The sequence below is a fragment of the Streptomyces sp. NPDC057694 genome, from assembly GCF_042799415.1.
Taxonomy (GTDB): Bacteria; Actinomycetota; Actinomycetes; order Streptomycetales; family Streptomycetaceae; genus Streptomyces.
This window is the reverse complement of sequence record NZ_JBHVIX010000004.1, coordinates 175,598-192,700: the sequence shown is the minus strand read 5'-3', so window position 1 is coordinate 192,700 and position 17,103 is coordinate 175,598. Positions and strand designations below refer to the sequence as shown.

Sequence of the window (17,103 nt, the reverse complement as noted above, 5' to 3'; positions counted from 1 at the left end):
TCCACTACGGTCGATGACCGTAGAACGGACAGGTGTCCACTTAGGTTCACCATAGTCCCCCGACGCACCCCCACACCGAGTCGTCCCACCGAGTCGTCCCACCGGGACGTACGTCAAACCGCCGCCCCCACCCTGCGTACAGCGCCGATTCTCCTCGCACCAGAGCAACGCAACTGCGAAAGAAGGCTGTTCATGGCTCCGGCCGACAACTCCGCGTCCAGCACGATCACTTTGCACGTCAACGGGGAGAAGCACACCCTGCCCGTCGATCACCGCACCACCCTGCTCGACGCCCTGCGCGAGCGGCTCGATCTCACCGGTACCAAGAAGGGCTGCGACCAGGGGCAGTGCGGAGCCTGCACCGTGCTCGTCGACGGACGCCGCGCGGTGTCCTGTCTCCAGCTCGCGGTCGCCGCCGAAGGACGCGAGATCACCACCATCGAAGGCGTCGCCGAGGGCGACCGGCTGCACCCGGTCCAGCAGGCGTTCCTCGAACTCGACGGGTACCAGTGCGGCTACTGCACGCCCGGCCAGATCTGCTCGGCGCTCGCCGTCCTGGACGAGCACGCGGCGGGCTGGCCCAGCGCGGCCACCGGCGACGTGCGGCCCGAGGCCGGGCCGCCACCGCTGACCCCGGAGGAGATCAGGGAACGGATGAGCGGCAATCTGTGCCGCTGCGGCGCCTACGGGTCGATCGTGCGGGCGGTCGAGCAGGCCGCCCGGACCACGACCGCGCAGCCGACCGCCGAGGCGAAGGAGCAGCTGGCATGAAGGAGTTCGGATACGAGCGGGCGCACGACGTCTCCGGCGCCGTGGCGGTGCTCGGCGCCGACCCCGAGGCACGCTTCCTCGGCGGCGGCACCAACCTCGTCGACCTGATGAAGGCCGGGGTCGAGCGCCCCGCGCGCCTCGTCGACGTACGGGAACTGCCCCTGGACCGGATCGAGCCCACCCCCGACGGCGGGCTGCGGATCGGCGCCACGGTCACCAACAGCGACCTCGCCGCCCACCCCGAGGTCCGCCGGCGCTACCCGGCGCTCAGCCAGGCCGTCCTGGCCGGCGCCTCCGGGCAGCTGCGGAACATGGCGACCGTCGGCGGCAATCTGCTCCAGCGCACCCGCTGCGCCTACTTCACCGACGTCAGCAAGGCGTGCAACAAGCGGGTGCCGGGCAGCGGTTGCCCCGCGGTCGAGGGCGAGCACCACAACGCCGCGGTCCTCGGCGCGAGTGAGCACTGCGTGGCCGTGCACCCGTCCGACATGGGCGTCGCGCTCGCCGCCTTCGACGCGGTCGTGACGTACGAAACGGCCGAGGGCGAAGGGGAGTTGGCGCTCGCCGACTTCTATCTGTCCGTCGGTGACACCCCGCACCGGGAGACGGCCCTCCCCGCCGGCGCGCTCATCACCGGGGTCGTCCTGCCGCCCGCGCCCGTCGCCACCCACTCCCGCTACCGCAAGGTGCGCGAGCGCGCCTCGTACGCCTTCGCCATCGGCTCGGTGGCCGCCGCCCTCGACGTGCGGGACGGGGTCGTGCACGACGTACGCCTCGCGTTCGGCGCGGTCGCGTCCCGGCCGTGGCGGGCCAGGACCGCCGAGCGTGCGCTGCTCGGCGGGCCCGCGACCGGCGAGGCGTTCGCCGCAGCGGCCGACGCCGAACTCGCGGCGGCGAGCCCGCTGCCGCACAACGCGTACAAGGTGCCCCTGATGCGCAACCTCGTCGTGGCCATGCTCACCGAACTGACCGATCTCGATTCCGACCAGGAGGCCGGCCGATGACCACCACAGCCACGACCACCGGGCAGCGCTCGGTCGGCTCCGCGCGCACCCGCATCGAGGGCCTGGAGAAGGTCACCGGCACGGCCCGCTACGCGAGCGAGCTGCCGTTCACCGAACTCGCCCACGGCTGGCTGGTGCTGTCGACGGTGGCGCGCGGCCGGATCCGCGCGATCGGCGACGAGGCGGTCCGTGCCATGCCCGGCGTCCTCACCGTCCTGCACCACGGGAACGCGCCACGGGTGTCCACCGACTACGTCGGCCAGCTCGGCGCCCCCGACCCCATCCTCGGCGTCTTCCAGGACGACCGGGTGCCGCACGCGGGCTGGCCCGTCGCTCTCGTCGTCGCCGAGACGTCCGAGCAGGCCAGGGAGGCCGCCGAGGCGCTCGCCGTCGAGTACGACGTCGAGCCGCACGACAGCGTGTTCCGCGCCGACCACCCCGCCGCCTACACGCCCGAGGCCCAGACCCAGGCCAAGGGCGACCTGGAGGCCGAGCTCGCCGCGTCCGCCGTGGTGCTCGACGCCACGTACACGACGCCCGAGCAGCACCACAGCGCCATGGAACCGCACGCGTGCACCGCCCGCTGGGAGGACGGCCGCCTGGAACTCGTCGACTCCAACCAGGGCAGCATGTGGGTCGCCGACGAACTGGCCAAGCTGTTCTCGCTCGACCTGTCGGCCGTCCGCGTCCGCTCCGAGCACGTCGGCGGCGCCTTCGGCTCCAAGGGCGTCCGGGCCCACCACGTCGCCGCCGTGATGGCCGCGACCCAGCTCCAGCGCCCGGTCCGGATCTCCATGACACGCCGTCAGGTCTTCGCGGCCACCGGCTACCGCAGCCCGACCGTGCAGCGCGTGCGGCTCGGCGCCGGGCCCGACGGGCGACTGCGCGCCCTCGGTCACGAGGCCACCAGCATGACCTCGACCGTGAAGGAGTTCATCGAGTCGAGCGCCGGGTACGCCCGCGCGATGTACGCGGCCGACGCGCACCACACCGTGCACCGGGTGGTGCCGGTGGACGTGCCGACGCCGACGTTCATGCGGGCGCCGGGCGAGGCCCCCGGCTCGTTCGCCGTGGAGTGCGCGCTCGACGAACTCGCCGAGAAGCTCGGCATGGACCCGATCGCGCTGCGCGTGCGCAACGAACCCGAGGTGGGGCCGGTCTCGGGCCTGCCGTTCAGCAGCCGCAACCTGCTGGCCTGCTTCGACGAGGGCGCGCGCCGGTTCGGCTGGGCGGAGCGCGATCCGCGGCCCCGCACCCGCCGCGAAGGCAGCCTGCTCATCGGCACGGGCGTGTCCGCGTCGACGTTCCCCTCCGGGGTCGCCCCGTCCACGGCGTCGGTGACCGCCGAGCAGGACGGCACCTTCACGGTCCGGATCACGGCCTCCGACGTCGGTACGGGCGCGCGCACGGCCCTGTCGTCGATCGCCGCGGACGAGCTGGACGTGACCCCCGACCGGGTCCATGTCCACATCGCCGACAGCGACTTCGGGCCCGCCTGGGTCTCCGGCGGATCGATGGGCACCCGCTCCTGGGGCTGGGCCGTCATGGCCGCCGCCCGCGAACTGCGCGAGACGCTGCCGCTCGCGCCCGGGGAGATCCCGGAGGGCGGCATCACCGCCCGCACGGACACCGCGGGGCTCGTCGCCGAACTCGCGCAGAAGGAACGGCACTCGTTCGGCGCGCAGTTCGCCGAGGTCTCCGTGGACGTCGCCACCGGCGAGGTCCGGGTGCGCCGCCTCCTCGGCGTCTTCGCGGCGGGCCGCATCATCAACCCCCTCACCGCGCGCAGCCAGTTGACAGGCGGCATGACCTGGGGCATCTCCATGGCGCTGCACGAGGAGGCGGTGCGCGACCAGGCGTCCGGCGGCCACGTCGGCGCGGACTTCGCGGGCTACCACTTCGCGGCCAACGCCGACATCCCCGCCGTCGAGGCCGACTGGGTCGAGGACCCCGACCCGGACGACCCCGTCGGCATCAAGGGCATCGGCGAGATCGGCATCGTCGGCACCTCCGCCGCGATCGCCAACGCGGTGTGGCACGCGACCGGCGTCCGCCACCGCGATCTGCCGCTGCGCCCCGACCGGATCATCGAGGCGGAGGCGCGCCGGGAAGCACCGCATGCTTGACCTGGCCACCGAACTGGCCGAATGGGTCGCCCAGGGGCGGGAGTTCGCCGTCGCCACCGTCGTCTCGGTGAGCGGCAGCGCACCCCGCCCGCCGGGCGCGGCCCTCGCCGTCGACACCGCGGGCGAGGTCATCGGCTCGGTCTCCGGCGGCTGCGTCGAGGGCGCCGTCTACGAACTGTGCGAGCAGGCCCTCGCGGACGGCGTGCCGGTGCGGGAGAGTTTCGGGTACAGCGACGACGACGCGTTCGCCGTGGGCCTGTCCTGCGGCGGCGTCGTCGAGGTGCACGTCGTCCCCGTACGCGCCGGGTCCGCGTCGCGTACGACGGTGGAGGCCGCCCTCGTGCTCGCGGCGCGCGGTGAGGCGGTGGCCCTGGCCCGGGTCCTCGACGGGCCCGCGCCGCTCGTCGAAGGCGGCGGGCTGCTCCTTGTACGTCCCGACGGCTCGGCGGAGGGCGCTCTGGGCTCCGCCGACGACGCGGGGCTCGCCGCGCAGGCCCGGGCCCTGCTGGACCTCGGGCACACCGCTGTCTGTGCGGTCCCGGAGAGCTCGGCGCGCTGCGGCGCCGACGTCACCCTGTTCGTCGAGTCGAGCGTGCCGCCCGCCCGGATGATCGTGTTCGGCGCGGTGGACTTCGCCGGGGCGCTGGTGCGCGTGGGCAAGCTGCTCGGGTTCCATGTGACCCTGTGCGACGCGCGCCCGGTGTTCGCGACGGCGGCCCGCTTCCCGGAGGCCGACGAGGTCGTCGTCGAGTGGCCCGACCGCTATCTGCGGGCCACACCGACCGACGAGCGGACGGTGCTGTGCGTCCTCACGCACGACGCCAAGTTCGACGTGCCGCTGCTGGAGGTGGCGTTGCGGCTGCCCGCCGCGTACGTGGGGGCCATGGGGTCCCGGCGCACGCACGCCGACCGTGCGCGGCGGCTGCGCGAGGCGGGGCTGACCCCGGCGGAGCTGTCCCGCCTGCGGTCACCCATCGGCCTGGACCTCGGTGGGCGCACGCCCGAGGAGACCGCGGTGTCGATCGGGGCGGAGATCGTGGCGGTTCGCCGGGGCGGGAGCGGGGTGCCGCTGGTCGCGGGGCGGGGGGCGATCCATACGGGGTGAGGGGTGGTGCGGGGCGGCACCCGGCTGCGGTTCGGTTCCCCGCGCCCCTGGGTTGCACTTCGGCTGACGGTCGGTGGTCGCTTCTCGCGCCGTTCCCCGCGCCCCTTATCGGGTGGTCGGTCGGCTGACGGCCGGTGGCCGCTTCTCGCGCCGTTCCCCGCGCCCCTGAGGCGTGCGCTGCGCGCAGCCTCCCCCCCCGGGAGGGAGGCGGCACTTCGCGTGCTTCCTACGCCCCCACCGTGCCGTCGATGCCCTCGCGCAGGAAGTCGGCGTGACCGTTGTGGCGGCCGTACTCCAGGAGCACGTGCACCATCACCATCCGCAGCGAGACCTCCTCGTCCCAGCGCGGCTGACGGCCGGCGACGTCCAGGGACGCGGCCTCCCGCTCGATGCGCCGTGAGACCTCCACCTCGGCCTCCCACGCCGTGAACGCCTCGGCGCGGGTCGAGGCGCTCGCGTCGTACGCCGCCTGGAAGTCGACCTCGTCGGACCAGACCATCGGCGCGGCGTTGTCCTCGAACACCCGCCGGAACCAGGCGCGCTCCACCTCCGCCATGTGCCGCACCAGACCGAGCAGCGACAGCGTGGACGGTGCCATCGACCGCTGTCGCAGCTCGTCGTCGGTCAGGCCCTCGCACTTCATGGCGAGCGTCGCGCGGTGGTAGTCGAGGAAGGCGCGCAGCGTGTCGCGTTCCGTGCCGAAATGCGGAGGTCCTACCCGGGTGTCGATGGTCATGGGGTGTCCTTCGTGGTGAGACCTGACGGCGTGCGCGCGTGCCCGGTGACCGTACCGGGTGGGGTGATCTTGGGAGAAGTGGTTTCCCGCGGGCCGGTCGCGCCCGGTGACGCGCTGGTACGGTGCGCGGGTTCACCGCTGAGAGCCGAGAGCCGAGAAGGGGTCGCGACGATGCTGGCGTCGGAGGTGTCGCGCGCGGTGCCCGCGGCCCTGGCGATCGCCGCGTCACTCGGGCTGCCGGCCGACGACGCGATCGTGCTCCAGAACTCGAACAAGCTGACTCTGCGGCTGCTGCCCTGTGACGTACTGGCCCGGGTGGCACCGGCGGCGGACCAGATCGCCCGCTTCGAGATCGAGCTGGCGCGACGGCTCACCGAGGCCGGCTGCCCGGTGGCCGCCGTCGACCCCAGAGTGGCGCCCGACGTCCATGAACGGGACGGCTTCGTCGTGACGCTGTGGACCTACCACGCGTCAGTGGCGCCGACGGAGATCGCGCCGCCCGACTACGCGGACGCGCTGCACCGGCTGCACACCGGGATGCGCGAACTCGACGTCCCCGCACCCCACTTCACTGACCGGGTCACGCGGGCCCGGCGCCTCGTGGCCGACCGTGATCGCACTCCCGCGCTCCCGGCAGCGGACCGGGAACTGCTCGGCGACACCCTGGACGACCGATGCCGGGCGATCGCCGAGCGCGGCGGCGCCGAGCAACTGCTGCACGGTGAGCCGCACCCGGGGAACGTCCTCGCCACCCGGCACGGGCCGCTCTTCATCGACCTGGAGACGGTGTGCCGGGGACCGGTCGAGTTCGATCTGGCCCACGCGCCCGACGAGATCGCCGAGCACTATCCGGGCGTCGATCGCACGCTGCTGCACGACTGCCGGATGCTGGTGCTCGCGATCATCGCGACGTGGCGCTGGGATCGAGACGACCAGTTGCCGGACGGGCGCAGGCTGGGCACGGAGTGGCTCGACCGGATCCGGGCCGAACGTGTCCACAGTCGGCCGGCGCCCCGGAACCGACCGGGGTCCGGCCCGAACGGACGCCGTTGAAGGCGAGGTTGAGCCCGAAGGCCAGCAGAGTCGCGCTCGTCACCGGCGACCCCAGTACGATCCCCACCCCTTCCGGGAACCGCGAATAGAGGTCCGGCGCGACCTCCGGCGCCATGCCCACGCCGATCGACACCGCCACGATCAGCAGGTTGTGCGTGCCGTCGAAGTCGACCTTGCGCAGTGTGCCGATGCCGACCGTCGCCACGGTCGCGAACATCACGAGCCCGGCGGCGCCGACCACCGGCTGGGGCAGCCCGGCCACCAGCGCGCCCAGTTTGGGGATCAGACCGAGGACGACGAGCATGCCGCCCGCGACCGTCGCGACGTGCCGGCTGCGTACCTTCGTCATCGTCACCAGGCCCACGTTCTGCGCGAACACCGTGTCCAGGAAGGCGTTCATGACACCGCCGAGCACCCCGGACAGGCCGTCGGCGGCGAGACCGCGCGCCATGTCCGCGGTGGTCAGCCGCTTGCCGGTGAGGTCCGCGACGGCGATGAGATCGGCCGTCGACTCGGCGAACAGGACCAGCATCACCACACACATCGAGAGCACGGCCACCGCCGGGAACTGCGGCGCCCCGAAGTGGAACGGCGCACTGACCCCGACCCAGTCCGCCGTCCGTACGGCCGACAGGTCGACGAGACCGAACGGCACCGCCACCGCCGTGCCCGCCAGCAGCCCGAGCAGCACGCCCGTCTGCGCCAGGAAGCCGCGCCCGAACCGGGCCACCAGCAGGATCACGATCACCACGAACGCGGCCAGCGCGAGCCGGGAGGGAGCGGCGTGGTCGGCGGCCTCCGGATCGTTGCCGACGACCAGGTTCACCCCCACCCCGATCAGCGCGAGGCCCACCACCGTGATGACGACCCCGCTCACCAGCGGCGGGAAGAACCGCACCGCCTTCGCGAACGGATAGGCGATCAGCAGCCCGAACACCCCGGCCGCCAGCATCGACCCGTACACGGCCTGGATGCCGTACTCCCCGGCGATCAGGATCATCGGCGTCACGGTGGTGAACGCGGCGCCCGCCATCACCGGCATCCGCACCCCGAGGATCCGGCCCACCCCGGCGCCCTGGATCATCGTGACGATGCCCGCGACGAGCAGATCGGCGTTGATCAGCACACCGATCGTCGCCGCGTCGAGCCCGGCGGCCGCGCCGAACACCAGCGGCACGGTCACACACCCCGTGTACATCACGAGCACATGCTGAAACCCCAGAACCGCGAGCCGCCCGAACCCGGCCCTCGCCCTCGTCGCAGGCATCGTCACGTCAACGACCCTCCTATCGGGCGAAGTTGGCAGCGATGCGCTGCTGGATGTAGTCCGCGGCGGTGATCGGCGGATAGCGCCGCTCCGGCCCCTCGATCACCGCGTCACGGTCCGCCTGCGCGAAGAAGGCGATGCTGTAGCGGGCCGACCGGTCGTCGTCGGGGCCCGGCGACTTCACCCGGTGGAAGTTGGACGGCAGCCGGTCGTCGCTCCAGCGCGTCAGCATGTCGCCGATGTTGCAGGTGATCACGGAGTCGGCCGGCTCCACCGGCGTCCACTCCTGCGCCTCGGCCTCCTTGCCGGGGCACACCTGGAGACCGCCCTGGCCGTCGCGCTGGAACAGCAGCGTCAGGCAGTCGAAGTCGGTGTGCGCGCCCGCCCGCCACACGTCCGCGGGAATCTCGGCGTCCGCGGGGACGGCGAAGTAGTGCAGCATCCGCAGCGTCGACTGGTACTGCGCGCTCTGCGGGTCGTGGGCCCGCGCGAAGAAGTCCTCGGGCAGCCCCAGCTTGTCGGCGAAGCAGCCCAGGACGCGCATCGCGAGCTCCCGGCACCGCGCCTCGAAGGCGAGCGTGCGCGCCTGGAAGCCGGGCAGCACGTCGTCCGGCCACAGCCGGTCCATGTGCGGCCGGGTCACCTGGTACGACTCCTTCTGGTCCGGCGTCCCGACCGACGGCCGGACCTGGGTCATCGACTCCCAGCCGGAGTTGAGCCCCTTCTTCAGCCCGTGCCGCGCCTTGGTGTCCTCGGGAAGCCCGAAGAACGCGGCGGCGTCGGCGAACGCGCCGTCCACGAGGGGCTGTTCGATACCGTGGTTCATCAGTTGGAAGAAGCCGATGTCGGTCGCGGCCGCCCACAGCTCCTCGGTGATCTCTGCCCTGCGGGCGTCGAAGTCGGTGAGGTCGATCCGGCGGATCTCCCGGGCGGAGGTCTCCGTCCCGGCCCCGCCCATGCGGGTCTCCTTGTCCAACTCTGCAAGCTGGTAGGTAGTGTTGGTCATCGCGGCTTTCGCTCCTGAGGAGTGAGGTCCCACGGGATGCAGTCACCGCCCCTGCGATCCCCACCGCGGACGCACAGAGGTCCGCGGGCACGGTCACGGCGGACCCCGTCCGGGCCCGGCGCCGTGGGCTGGCACGGTCCCCGGAGGACCGGGGCCGTACGCGATGACCTCACCCTGCCGGGCCCGTGTTTCGTCCGGGGACCGTGCCGTTACGGGGCCGTAAAGGCCGTCAGCCGGGTCGCCAACTCGGCTCCGGGCAGCCGCACATGCTCCCCGTCCTGGACCAGCATCTCGCCGCCGACCAGCACGGTGGCCACGGTCCTGCTGCCGGCACAGGTCAGCAGCGTGGCCCCCGGATCGCGTACGGGAAGGCAGGCGTAGTCCCGGTCGAAGCGGTGCAGCACCAGATCCGCCTGCATGCCCACCTGGACCCCGTCGGGCCGCTCCTCCAGGCCGAGTACGCGGTTGGCGCCGTTCGCGGCCAGCGCGAACATCTCGGGGAACCCCAGCAGATCGGCCTCGCGGTGCGCGGCCCGCTGGAGATACGCGCCGATGCGCAGGGCCTCCAGCATGTCCTGCGTGTCGTTGCTCGCGGCCCCGTCCACCCCGAGCCCGACCCGCAGTCCCGCCGCCAGCATCTCCGGCACGGGGGCGATGCCGGAGCCGAGCCGCATGTTGGAGAGCGGGTTGTACGAGACGCCGACGCCGTGCCGGGCCAGCGTCGCCCGGCCCGCCGCGTCCAGCTCCACGCAGTGCACGGCCAGCAGCCGCTCCCACAGGAACCCGGCCCGCTCCAGGTACTCGACGGCCCCGGCCCCGGCGTGTTCCCGGCACATCGTGTCGTCGGTGGTCGTCTCCAACAGGTGGAGGGACACCGGAAGTTGACGCTCATCGGCGAACGCCCGTACCGCCGCCATTCCCTCCGGTGTCAGACAGCGCGGATTGGGCACGGCCACCCCGACCGCCACCCGGCTGCCGCGCGCGGCCCCGATCAGCTCGTCCGTGTGCGCCAGGGCCTCCTTCAGCGGCTGCATCAGGCGCGGATCGAAGCCCCACTTGCGGCTGCCGTCGGCCCGGTCGGCGACCCCGCGGCACAGCACGGCCCGCACTCCGCTGTCGCGCAGCGCCCGCAGCACCGCGTCGTGCACCTCGGGGGAGGGGTGCGGCCACATGTGCTCGACGAGCGTCGTCGTACCGCTGCGCAGGGCCTCGGCCGCGGCGGCGGCAGCGGTCCAGTACGCCCGCTCGGGGGTCAGCCGGACCGCCTCCTCACCCACGGCGCTCAGCCACGAGAGCAGCGGCAGCCCCTCACCGATGCCGCGCAGCCCGGCCTGGAAGAGATGGGTGTGCGTGTTGACGAGACCCGGGGTCAGATGGGCGCCCGCCCCGTCCAACACATGCTCTCCGTGCGGCAGATCGCCCGTCGGTACGAGGGCGTGGACGCGGCCGTCGACGAGGTGGACGTCCGTCCCCGGATGCCAGGCGCCGCCGCTGAAGACGGTGACGTCGGTGATCGTGTCGAGGCTCATCGCGCGGATTCCTTCCGGGGGCGGAGCTGGAGGGCCGGTGTGTGGTGGAACAGCAGGTTGAGGAGGAAGGCGACGATGCCTGTGACGGCGATGCCGCTGTCCAGGACGGTCCGCGCGTACGAGGGCAGCGGCGCGTAGAAGTCGGGGGCGCCGACCGGGATCATGCCGAGCCCGAACGCGAGCGCCACGGTCAGCAGATTGCGGGAGTCGGTGAGGTCGGCCCTGGAGACGATCCGCAGCCCGACCGCGCCGACGGTGCCGAACATGACGAGCGACACCCCGCCGAGCACCGGCCCCGGCACGGCCGCGACGGCCGCGCCGAGCACCGGCACGAAGGCCAGGAGGACCATCAGCGCCCCCGACAGGGCCACGACATGGCGGCTCTTCACCCGCGTCACGCTCACCAGGCCCACCGACTGCCCGAACGTCACGATCGGGAAGGACGACAGGGCGCCCGAGACCACGGTCGCCGCGCCGTCCGCACGCAGCGCCCGCACCACGGTCGGCGCGTCGTCGCCGCGCCCCACGATCTGCCCGACGGCGAGGGTGTCACCGACCGACTCGACCATGTTCACCAGCTGCACGACGAGCATCGCGGCGATGGCGGGCACCACGAACGTGGGTGCTCCGAACGCGGCCGGTTCCGGCACCGTGACGGCGGCCGCGCCGGTCACCCCCGATCCGTCGAACAGGCCCATCGGCACGGCCAGCGCGGTCCCCGCGGCCATCGCGACGAGCACCGAGAACCGGGCGACGGCGGGCGGCGCGAGGCGTTCGACGAGTACGACCAGGACGACGGTCACGGCGGCGAGCGCGAGCCCCTTCCCGCCGCTCCCGCCGCCGCTCACGAGCCCCGCCGCGGACGGCACGAGCGAGAACCCGATGACGGCGATGACCGTCCCCGTCACCAGCGGCGGGAACAGATGCAGACAGCGCCCGAACCACGGCGCGACCGCCAGCGTCACCAGACCCGACACGATGGTGGCCCCGAACACGGCGGCCAGCCCGTGCTCCTGTCCGATGAGCACCGCCGGAGTGATGGCCGTGAACGTCGATCCCATGACCAGGGGCAGCCGCGCCCCGGCGAACCCCTTCAGGCCCAGTGACTGGAGCAGCGTCGCGAGGCCGCTCACCAGGAGATTGGCGGTGATGAGGAGCCGTATCCGGTCCTCCGGCAGATGCAGTGCGGTGCCCACGAGCAGCGGCATCGTGGCCATGCCCGCGTAGGCGACCAGCAGGTGCTGGAGGCTCAGCGGGACCAGCCGGCGCAGCGGCGGTCGTACGTCCACGGGGTGCTGGCCCTGCACGGGTGCGACGGCATCGGCAGCGGTGTCGGCATCGGTGTCGGCGGCGCGCGCGGAGACAGCCATCGTTCCTCCCTGAAAGCTCGGTGGAAGACGGCTGGTTCGCAGCCGGGGCGGTGAACGGCCCGGCGCACACCGGCCGTTGCAGCCATGACCGGTGTGCGGGTGACGGTAGGCAGCGGGTGTTTCGAGGGCGTTGCCGTCAGGAAACCGGCGCCGATCGTGCGCCGCGCACCTCCCGCCGGATTGGTCCAGACCCATTGACGAAAGGTCTGGACCTCTTTACCGTGCGACGTGCTCGCGACAACCAGGCACCCCCCACACCTGTCCGGCGTTCAGCGATCCCACGGGAGCCCCCATGCCCTTCCGTCCCCGCACCCCCCGCCTCCTCGCCGCCGCCCTCACCGCGGCCGCGACCGTCACCACCCTCCTGGTCACCGCACCGGCCGCGCCCGCCGCCGACACCTGTGCGACGAAGCCGAGACCGTCCGGCAAGGTCCTCCAGGGCTACTGGGAGAACTGGGACGGCGCCGCCAACGGCGTGCACCCGCCCTTCGGCTGGACCCCCATCACCGACCCCGCGATCGCCCAGCACGGCTACAACGTCATCAACGCCGCCTTCCCCGTGATCCGCTCCGACGGCACGGCCCTGTGGGAGGACGGCATGGACACGGGCGTGAAGGTCGCCACCCCGGCCGAGATGTGCCAGGCCAAGGCCGCCGGTCAGACGATCCTCATGTCGATCGGCGGCGCGACGGCCGGCATCGACCTCAACTCCACCGCTGTCGCCGACCGGTTCGTCGAGACGATCGTCCCGATCCTGAAGCAGTACAACTTCGACGGCATCGACATCGACATCGAGACCGGCCTCACCGGCAGCGGGAACATCTCCCAGCTGTCCACGTCCCAGTCGAACCTGATCCGCATCATCGACGGCATCCTGGCGCAGATGCCGTCCGGCTTCGGTCTGACGATGGCCCCCGAGACCGCCTACGTCACCGGCGGCAGCGTCACCTACGGCTCGATCTGGGGCGCGTACCTGCCCGTCATCAAGAAGTACGCGGACAACGGCCGCCTGTGGTGGCTCAACATGCAGTACTACAACGGGTCGATGTACGGCTGCTCCGGCGACTCCTACTCCGCCGGCACCGTCGAGGGCTTCACCGCCCAGACGACCTGCCTGAACCAGGGACTCGTCGTCCAGGGCACCACCATCAAGGTGCCCTACGACAAGCAGGTCCCCGGTCTGCCCGCCCAATCGGGCGCCGGTGGCGGCTACATGACGACCGGTCAGGTAGCGCAGGCGTGGAACACGTACGGCGGTGCGCTGAAGGGCCTGATGACCTGGTCGATCAACTGGGACGGGTCGAAGGGGTGGACCTTCGGTGACAACGTGAAGGGGCTCTAGCGCGGGGCGCCCCAGCCGCCCGTCCTCGCCTGCTCCTGCCGGCGCACGCGCCGCGTCATGGTGACGGCGGGGACGGCGAGCGCCAGCAGGACCGGCGTGACGGCCATGACCCCGAACCAGATGATGAGGGCGAGATAGCCGAGGCCGGACTTCGTGCTGTCCGAGTCGGCCTGGACGAGGAAGACGACGCTGATCACGAGCGCGACCGCCATGAGGGCCCCGACGGCGATCGCGAACCGGGTGAGCAGGGTGGCCCGTCGCCGGTAGTCGTCGGTGATCTCCTGGACCTGTGGCGGCGCGTAACTCCAGCGCGGGCCGGGTCTCGGTGCCGGGTGGCGGGGCGGCCGCTGCTCAGACATGAGGCACAGTTCTACTGTGCCCGGCGCCGGAGCGCCACCCGCGCAGGTCACTTCTTCGCGGAGTCCCACGCACCGGCGTGGAAGCTGTGCAGCAGGGCGGCCAGTGCCGCCCCGAGCCGCCAGTCCACATCCGGCGCGTGCACATGCAGCTTGTCGCCGCGGGACCGGAACTCCAGCGGGACCTGTCCGTGCGCGCGCCATCTGATGCGCCGCGGAGCACGGGCGAATCCGCCTTCGTTGCCCGGGACGCTGTCGAACACGGTCATCACGAGGACCAGCACCATCAGGGGCAGCGCCAGCCACCACAGCCACCACCACACGATCCGGCCCTTGAAGCCCACCGAGTCGGGTCTGCCGGGCTGGGCGACGGTCCAGCGGGTGCGCAGTCCTCTGCCCCGGAGTGCCTTCTCCCGCACGACGGTGCCGACGAGCTCGCCGTGCGCGCCGAGCACCTGGAACCTCGCGACGCCGCCGGTGGCCGACTGGGTCACCACGGTGCCCACCCGCTCCCGCCGGCCGTCGTCGGCCCACATCAGGATGGAACGGGCCCCGCTGCCACGGGCCGCGCGGTACGCGGGGACGCCTCCCGGAGGCAGCGCGCGCTCCACATAGACGGCCGACGGCGCCCCTCCCGACCCGTTGGCGAAACTGACCATCGGCCCCAACTTCGCCTGGGCGTAGTCGTCGCTCCGTTTCGGGCCTCGGTACATGGTCAGTACGTTGCTCATCCGGTGCGCTCCTCTGTGGGTGGCCGGGAAAGGCTCAAGTTTCACCCATGAGGCAGCCATCAGGTGGCAAAAGTGGCCATGAAGTGGGGTCAGGCGGTGACGGCGGCGCCCGTCGGTCCGTCGGCGTCCGGGGCGGGATCCGCCGGGCCGAGCGGCTTGCCCTCCCACAGCAGGCAGCGCCAGCCGGCCTCGGGGGTGCCGTCGAGGATGACGACGCCGGTGTTGGCGAGCGGGTGGGACGCCGAGTGGGCGACGTCGACATTGACGGCGCGGGCCGCGACCCAGGTGCGGATGGCCGCGCCGTGGCTGACCATCGCCACCGACCCCGCCCCGGACCCGGCCGCCTCGGCGACGACCGCGTCGAAGCGGCCGAGGGCCTCCGTGCCGTTCTCCGCGCCCGGCATCCGGCGCTCGACGTCACCGTCCGCCCAGGCGAACGCGGTGGTCATGTAGATGCCCGCGGCCTCGTCGTCCCCGCGCATCTCCAGCTCGCCGGCGATCAGCTCCCGCAGACCGTCGCGCACCACGGGCTCCAGACCCCGGGCCTCGGCCAGCGGCGCCGCGGTCAGCTGGGTGCGCAGCAGCGTCGAGACGTACAGCGCGTCGATCTCCTCGCCCGCCAGGGCCACGGGCAGCGCGGCGGCCTGCTCCTGCCCGAGCGGGGTGAGGCCGGGGCCGGGCACCGCGGTGTCCAGGAGGTGCTTGAGGTTGGACGGGGTCTGGCCGTGGCGGATGAGGATCAGACGCATGCGGGGCGGGCCTCCAGGTCTCCGGGAATGATCGGTGGAACCTCTCCACTGTGTCATCCGCCGTACCGGGCTGGCCCGCCCCGTGCCCCTCTGGGCAGGTGTTACTTGTCGCCCTCGCGCATCGGCACCCGCACCCCGCGCTCGTCGGCGACCTCCACCGCGTGCTCGTAACCGGCGTCGACGTGACGGATGACACCCATCGCCGGGTCGTTGGTGAGGACGCGCTCGATCTTGCGGGCGGCCAGCTCGGTGCCGTCCGCGACGCACACCTGACCGGCGTGGATGGAGCGGCCCATGCCGACGCCGCCGCCGTGGTGCAGGGACACCCAGGAGGCGCCCGAAGCGGTGTTGACCAGCGCGTTCAGCAGCGGCCAGTCCGCGATCGCGTCCGAGCCGTCCTTCATGGCCTCGGTCTCGCGGTACGGGGAGGCGACCGAGCCCGAGTCGAGGTGGTCGCGGCCGATGGCGACCGGCGCGGACAGCTCGCCGGAGGCCACCATCTCGTTGAACTTCAGGCCCGCGAGGTGGCGCTCGCCGTAGCCCAGCCAGCAGATACGGGCCGGAAGGCCCTCGAAGGAGATCCGCTCGGCGGCCATGTCCAGCCAACGGTGCAGGTGCTTGTTCTCCGGGAACAGCTCCTTGATCGCCTTGTCGGTCTTCGCGATGTCCTCCGGGTCGCCGGACAGGGCGGCCCAGCGGAACGGGCCGAGGCCCTCCTCGAACAGCGGACGGATGTGCGCGGGCACGAAGCCGGGGAAGTCGAAGGCCCGGTCGCAGCCGGCCTTGCGGGCCTCGTCACGGATGGAGTTGCCGTAGTCGAAGACCTCCTTGCCCTGGTCGAGGAAGCCGACCATGGCCTCCACGTGCAGGCGCATCGACTGCCGGGCCTTCTCGGTGAAGCCGGCCGGGTCCGCCTCGCGCTCCTTGTCCCAGTCCTCGACCGAGATGCCGACGGGCAGGTAGGCGAGCGGGTCGTGGGCCGAGGTCTGGTCGGTCACGATGTCGATCGGGGCGCCGCGGCGCAGCAGCTCCGGAAAGACCTCGGCGGCGTTGCCGACGACACCGATGGACAGGGCGCGGCGCTCGTCACGGGCCTGCACCGCCAGCTCCAGGGCGTGGTCGAGATTGTCGGCCTTCACGTCCAGGTAGCGGGTGCCGATGCGGCGGTCCACGCGCGACTCGTCGACGTCGACGCAGAGCGCGACGCCCTCGTTCATCGTCACGGCCAGCGGCTGGGCGCCGCCCATGCCGCCGAGACCGGCGGTCAGCGTGATCGTCCCGGCGAGGGTGCCGTCGAACTTCTTGCGGGCGACCGCGCCGAAGGTCTCGTACGTGCCCTGGACGATGCCCTGCGAACCGATGTAGATCCACGATCCGGCCGTCATCTGGCCGTACATGGTGAGGCCCTCGGCCTCCAGCTTGCGGAACTCCTCCCAGTTGGCCCAGTCGCCGACCAGGTTGGAGTTGGCGAGGAGCACGCGCGGCGCCCACTCGTTGGTGCGCAGCACACCGACCGGCTTGCCCGACTGGACGAGGAGGGTCTCGTCGTCCTTCAGCGTCTTCAGGGTGCGCACGATCGCGTCGTACGCCTCCCAGGAGCGGGCCGCCTTGCCGGTGCCGCCGTAGACGACGAGCTTGTCCGGGTGCTCGGCGACCTCGGCGTCGAGGTTGTTCATGAGCATCCGCAGGGCGCCCTCCTGCTGCCAGCCCAGGGTGTTGAGCTCGGTGCCGCGCGGGGCGCGTACGGGGCGAGGGGCGGAGCCGGTCATGAGACCTCCAGAAGAGCCGGTGTTCCCGACGGTACGGGGCGCCGCGGGGGAACGGGTGGATCACCGCCCCGGACGGGGAACGGTTCGTGCTTCCGCCATCACAGAAGACGGCGGAGGCCCCGACCAGTACGACGGCGGACATGTCTCGGATCCGAGACTGCTTCGTGGCGCGGCGCCCGGGCGGGACCG

Annotated in this window: 14 protein-coding genes and 1 pseudogene; 6 read left to right on the top strand and 9 right to left on the bottom strand. The window is 72.4% G+C overall.

All coding sequences use genetic code 11. The features are described 5' to 3' along the window. Positions 1-192: 192 nt before the first annotated feature. The 4 genes from ACFVDP_RS13030 to ACFVDP_RS13015 are packed head-to-tail and all read left to right on the top strand — an operon-like array spanning position 193 to position 5,006. Entirely contained in the window at positions 193-771 is a 579-nt protein-coding gene (locus tag ACFVDP_RS13030; RefSeq protein WP_383487798.1) for a (2Fe-2S)-binding protein, read from the top strand. Continuing rightward, on the top strand, positions 768-1,775 hold the full coding sequence (locus tag ACFVDP_RS13025) for an FAD binding domain-containing protein (RefSeq protein WP_383487795.1): 1,008 nt from the start codon (positions 768-770) through the stop codon (positions 1,773-1,775). The genes ACFVDP_RS13030 and ACFVDP_RS13025 overlap by 4 nt, the downstream gene beginning before the upstream one ends. After that, positions 1,772-3,901 carry a xanthine dehydrogenase family protein molybdopterin-binding subunit gene (locus ACFVDP_RS13020; protein WP_383487792.1) on the top strand — a complete coding sequence of 710 codons (2,130 nt, stop codon included), beginning with the start codon at positions 1,772-1,774 and terminating at the stop codon, positions 3,899-3,901. Before ACFVDP_RS13025 ends, ACFVDP_RS13020 begins: the two co-directional genes overlap by 4 nt. Next, a complete protein-coding gene (locus tag ACFVDP_RS13015; RefSeq protein WP_383487789.1) occupies positions 3,894-5,006 on the top strand; it encodes an XdhC family protein in 1,113 nt (370 codons plus the stop codon). The genes ACFVDP_RS13020 and ACFVDP_RS13015 overlap by 8 nt, the downstream gene beginning before the upstream one ends. Before the next feature lie 226 nt (positions 5,007-5,232). Here ACFVDP_RS13015 and ACFVDP_RS13010 read toward each other — a convergent pair whose 3' ends face one another. Continuing rightward, positions 5,233-5,742: a DinB family protein gene (locus tag ACFVDP_RS13010; RefSeq protein WP_383487786.1), complete on the bottom strand. Its 510-nt coding sequence runs from the start codon at positions 5,740-5,742 to the stop codon at positions 5,233-5,235. 171 nt (positions 5,743-5,913) lie between these two features. Between ACFVDP_RS13010 and ACFVDP_RS13005 the strand changes: the two genes are divergently transcribed. After that, positions 5,914-6,795 (top strand): phosphotransferase, encoded by an 882-nt coding sequence (locus ACFVDP_RS13005; RefSeq protein WP_383487784.1) that lies wholly within the window; start codon positions 5,914-5,916, stop codon positions 6,793-6,795. On the opposite strand, the pseudogene ACFVDP_RS13000 reads toward ACFVDP_RS13005, so the two are convergent. The 4 genes and pseudogenes from ACFVDP_RS13000 to ACFVDP_RS12985 all read right to left on the bottom strand — a co-directional run. Next, a pseudogene (locus tag ACFVDP_RS13000) lies at positions 6,713-8,062 on the bottom strand (nucleobase:cation symporter-2 family protein); the annotation flags it as partial. The gene ACFVDP_RS13005 and the pseudogene ACFVDP_RS13000 sit on opposite strands and share 83 nt — an antisense overlap. 19 nt (positions 8,063-8,081) lie before the next feature. After that, complete coding sequence (locus tag ACFVDP_RS12995; protein ID WP_383487781.1) at positions 8,082-9,068, bottom strand: isopenicillin N synthase family dioxygenase; 987 nt, start codon at positions 9,066-9,068, stop codon at positions 8,082-8,084. 209 nt (positions 9,069-9,277) lie between these two features. Then, positions 9,278-10,597 carry an amidohydrolase family protein gene (locus tag ACFVDP_RS12990; protein ID WP_383487778.1) on the bottom strand — a complete coding sequence of 440 codons (1,320 nt, stop codon included), beginning with the start codon at positions 10,595-10,597 and terminating at the stop codon, positions 9,278-9,280. Then, positions 10,594-11,967, bottom strand: a complete 1,374-nt coding sequence (locus ACFVDP_RS12985) for a uracil-xanthine permease family protein (protein ID WP_383487775.1) — start codon at positions 11,965-11,967, stop codon at positions 10,594-10,596. Before ACFVDP_RS12985 ends, ACFVDP_RS12990 begins: the two co-directional genes overlap by 4 nt. A gap of 292 nt (positions 11,968-12,259) precedes the next feature. Between ACFVDP_RS12985 and ACFVDP_RS12980 the strand changes: the two genes are divergently transcribed. Then, positions 12,260-13,309 (top strand): chitinase, encoded by a 1,050-nt coding sequence (locus ACFVDP_RS12980; protein WP_383487772.1) that lies wholly within the window; start codon positions 12,260-12,262, stop codon positions 13,307-13,309. On the opposite strand, the gene ACFVDP_RS12975 is transcribed toward ACFVDP_RS12980, so the two are convergent. From ACFVDP_RS12975 to hutU, 4 genes are all read right to left on the bottom strand, one after another. Continuing rightward, entirely contained in the window at positions 13,306-13,668 is a 363-nt protein-coding gene (locus tag ACFVDP_RS12975) for a hypothetical protein (protein WP_383487768.1), read from the bottom strand. The genes ACFVDP_RS12980 and ACFVDP_RS12975 overlap by 4 nt on opposite strands. 47 nt (positions 13,669-13,715) lie before the next feature. After that, positions 13,716-14,396, bottom strand: a complete 681-nt coding sequence (locus ACFVDP_RS12970; RefSeq protein WP_383487766.1) for a hypothetical protein — start codon at positions 14,394-14,396, stop codon at positions 13,716-13,718. A gap of 89 nt (positions 14,397-14,485) precedes the next feature. Further along, a complete protein-coding gene (locus ACFVDP_RS12965) occupies positions 14,486-15,145 on the bottom strand; it encodes a histidine phosphatase family protein (protein ID WP_383487764.1) in 660 nt (219 codons plus the stop codon). Positions 15,146-15,246: 101 nt separating this feature from the next. Beyond that, entirely contained in the window at positions 15,247-16,914 is a 1,668-nt protein-coding gene (gene hutU / locus ACFVDP_RS12960; protein WP_383487761.1) for a urocanate hydratase, read from the bottom strand. Positions 16,915-17,103: the final 189 nt, after the last annotated feature.

Coding starts and splice junctions, on each gene's coding strand:
- ACFVDP_RS13030 (WP_383487798.1), top strand. CDS start 193: ATGGCTCCGGCCGACAACTCCGCGTCCAGCACGATCACTTTGCACGTC.
- ACFVDP_RS13025 (WP_383487795.1), top strand. CDS start 768: ATGAAGGAGTTCGGATACGAGCGGGCGCACGACGTCTCCGGCGCCGTG.
- ACFVDP_RS13020 (WP_383487792.1), top strand. CDS start 1,772: ATGACCACCACAGCCACGACCACCGGGCAGCGCTCGGTCGGCTCCGCG.
- ACFVDP_RS13015 (WP_383487789.1), top strand. CDS start 3,894: ATGCTTGACCTGGCCACCGAACTGGCCGAATGGGTCGCCCAGGGGCGG.
- ACFVDP_RS13010 (WP_383487786.1), bottom strand. CDS start 5,742: ATGACCATCGACACCCGGGTAGGACCTCCGCATTTCGGCACGGAACGC.
- ACFVDP_RS13005 (WP_383487784.1), top strand. CDS start 5,914: ATGCTGGCGTCGGAGGTGTCGCGCGCGGTGCCCGCGGCCCTGGCGATC.
- ACFVDP_RS12995 (WP_383487781.1), bottom strand. CDS start 9,068: ATGACCAACACTACCTACCAGCTTGCAGAGTTGGACAAGGAGACCCGC.
- ACFVDP_RS12990 (WP_383487778.1), bottom strand. CDS start 10,597: ATGAGCCTCGACACGATCACCGACGTCACCGTCTTCAGCGGCGGCGCC.
- ACFVDP_RS12985 (WP_383487775.1), bottom strand. CDS start 11,967: ATGGCTGTCTCCGCGCGCGCCGCCGACACCGATGCCGACACCGCTGCC.
- ACFVDP_RS12980 (WP_383487772.1), top strand. CDS start 12,260: ATGCCCTTCCGTCCCCGCACCCCCCGCCTCCTCGCCGCCGCCCTCACC.
- ACFVDP_RS12975 (WP_383487768.1), bottom strand. CDS start 13,668: ATGTCTGAGCAGCGGCCGCCCCGCCACCCGGCACCGAGACCCGGCCCG.
- ACFVDP_RS12970 (WP_383487766.1), bottom strand. CDS start 14,396: ATGAGCAACGTACTGACCATGTACCGAGGCCCGAAACGGAGCGACGAC.
- ACFVDP_RS12965 (WP_383487764.1), bottom strand. CDS start 15,145: ATGCGTCTGATCCTCATCCGCCACGGCCAGACCCCGTCCAACCTCAAG.
- hutU (WP_383487761.1), bottom strand. CDS start 16,914: ATGACCGGCTCCGCCCCTCGCCCCGTACGCGCCCCGCGCGGCACCGAG.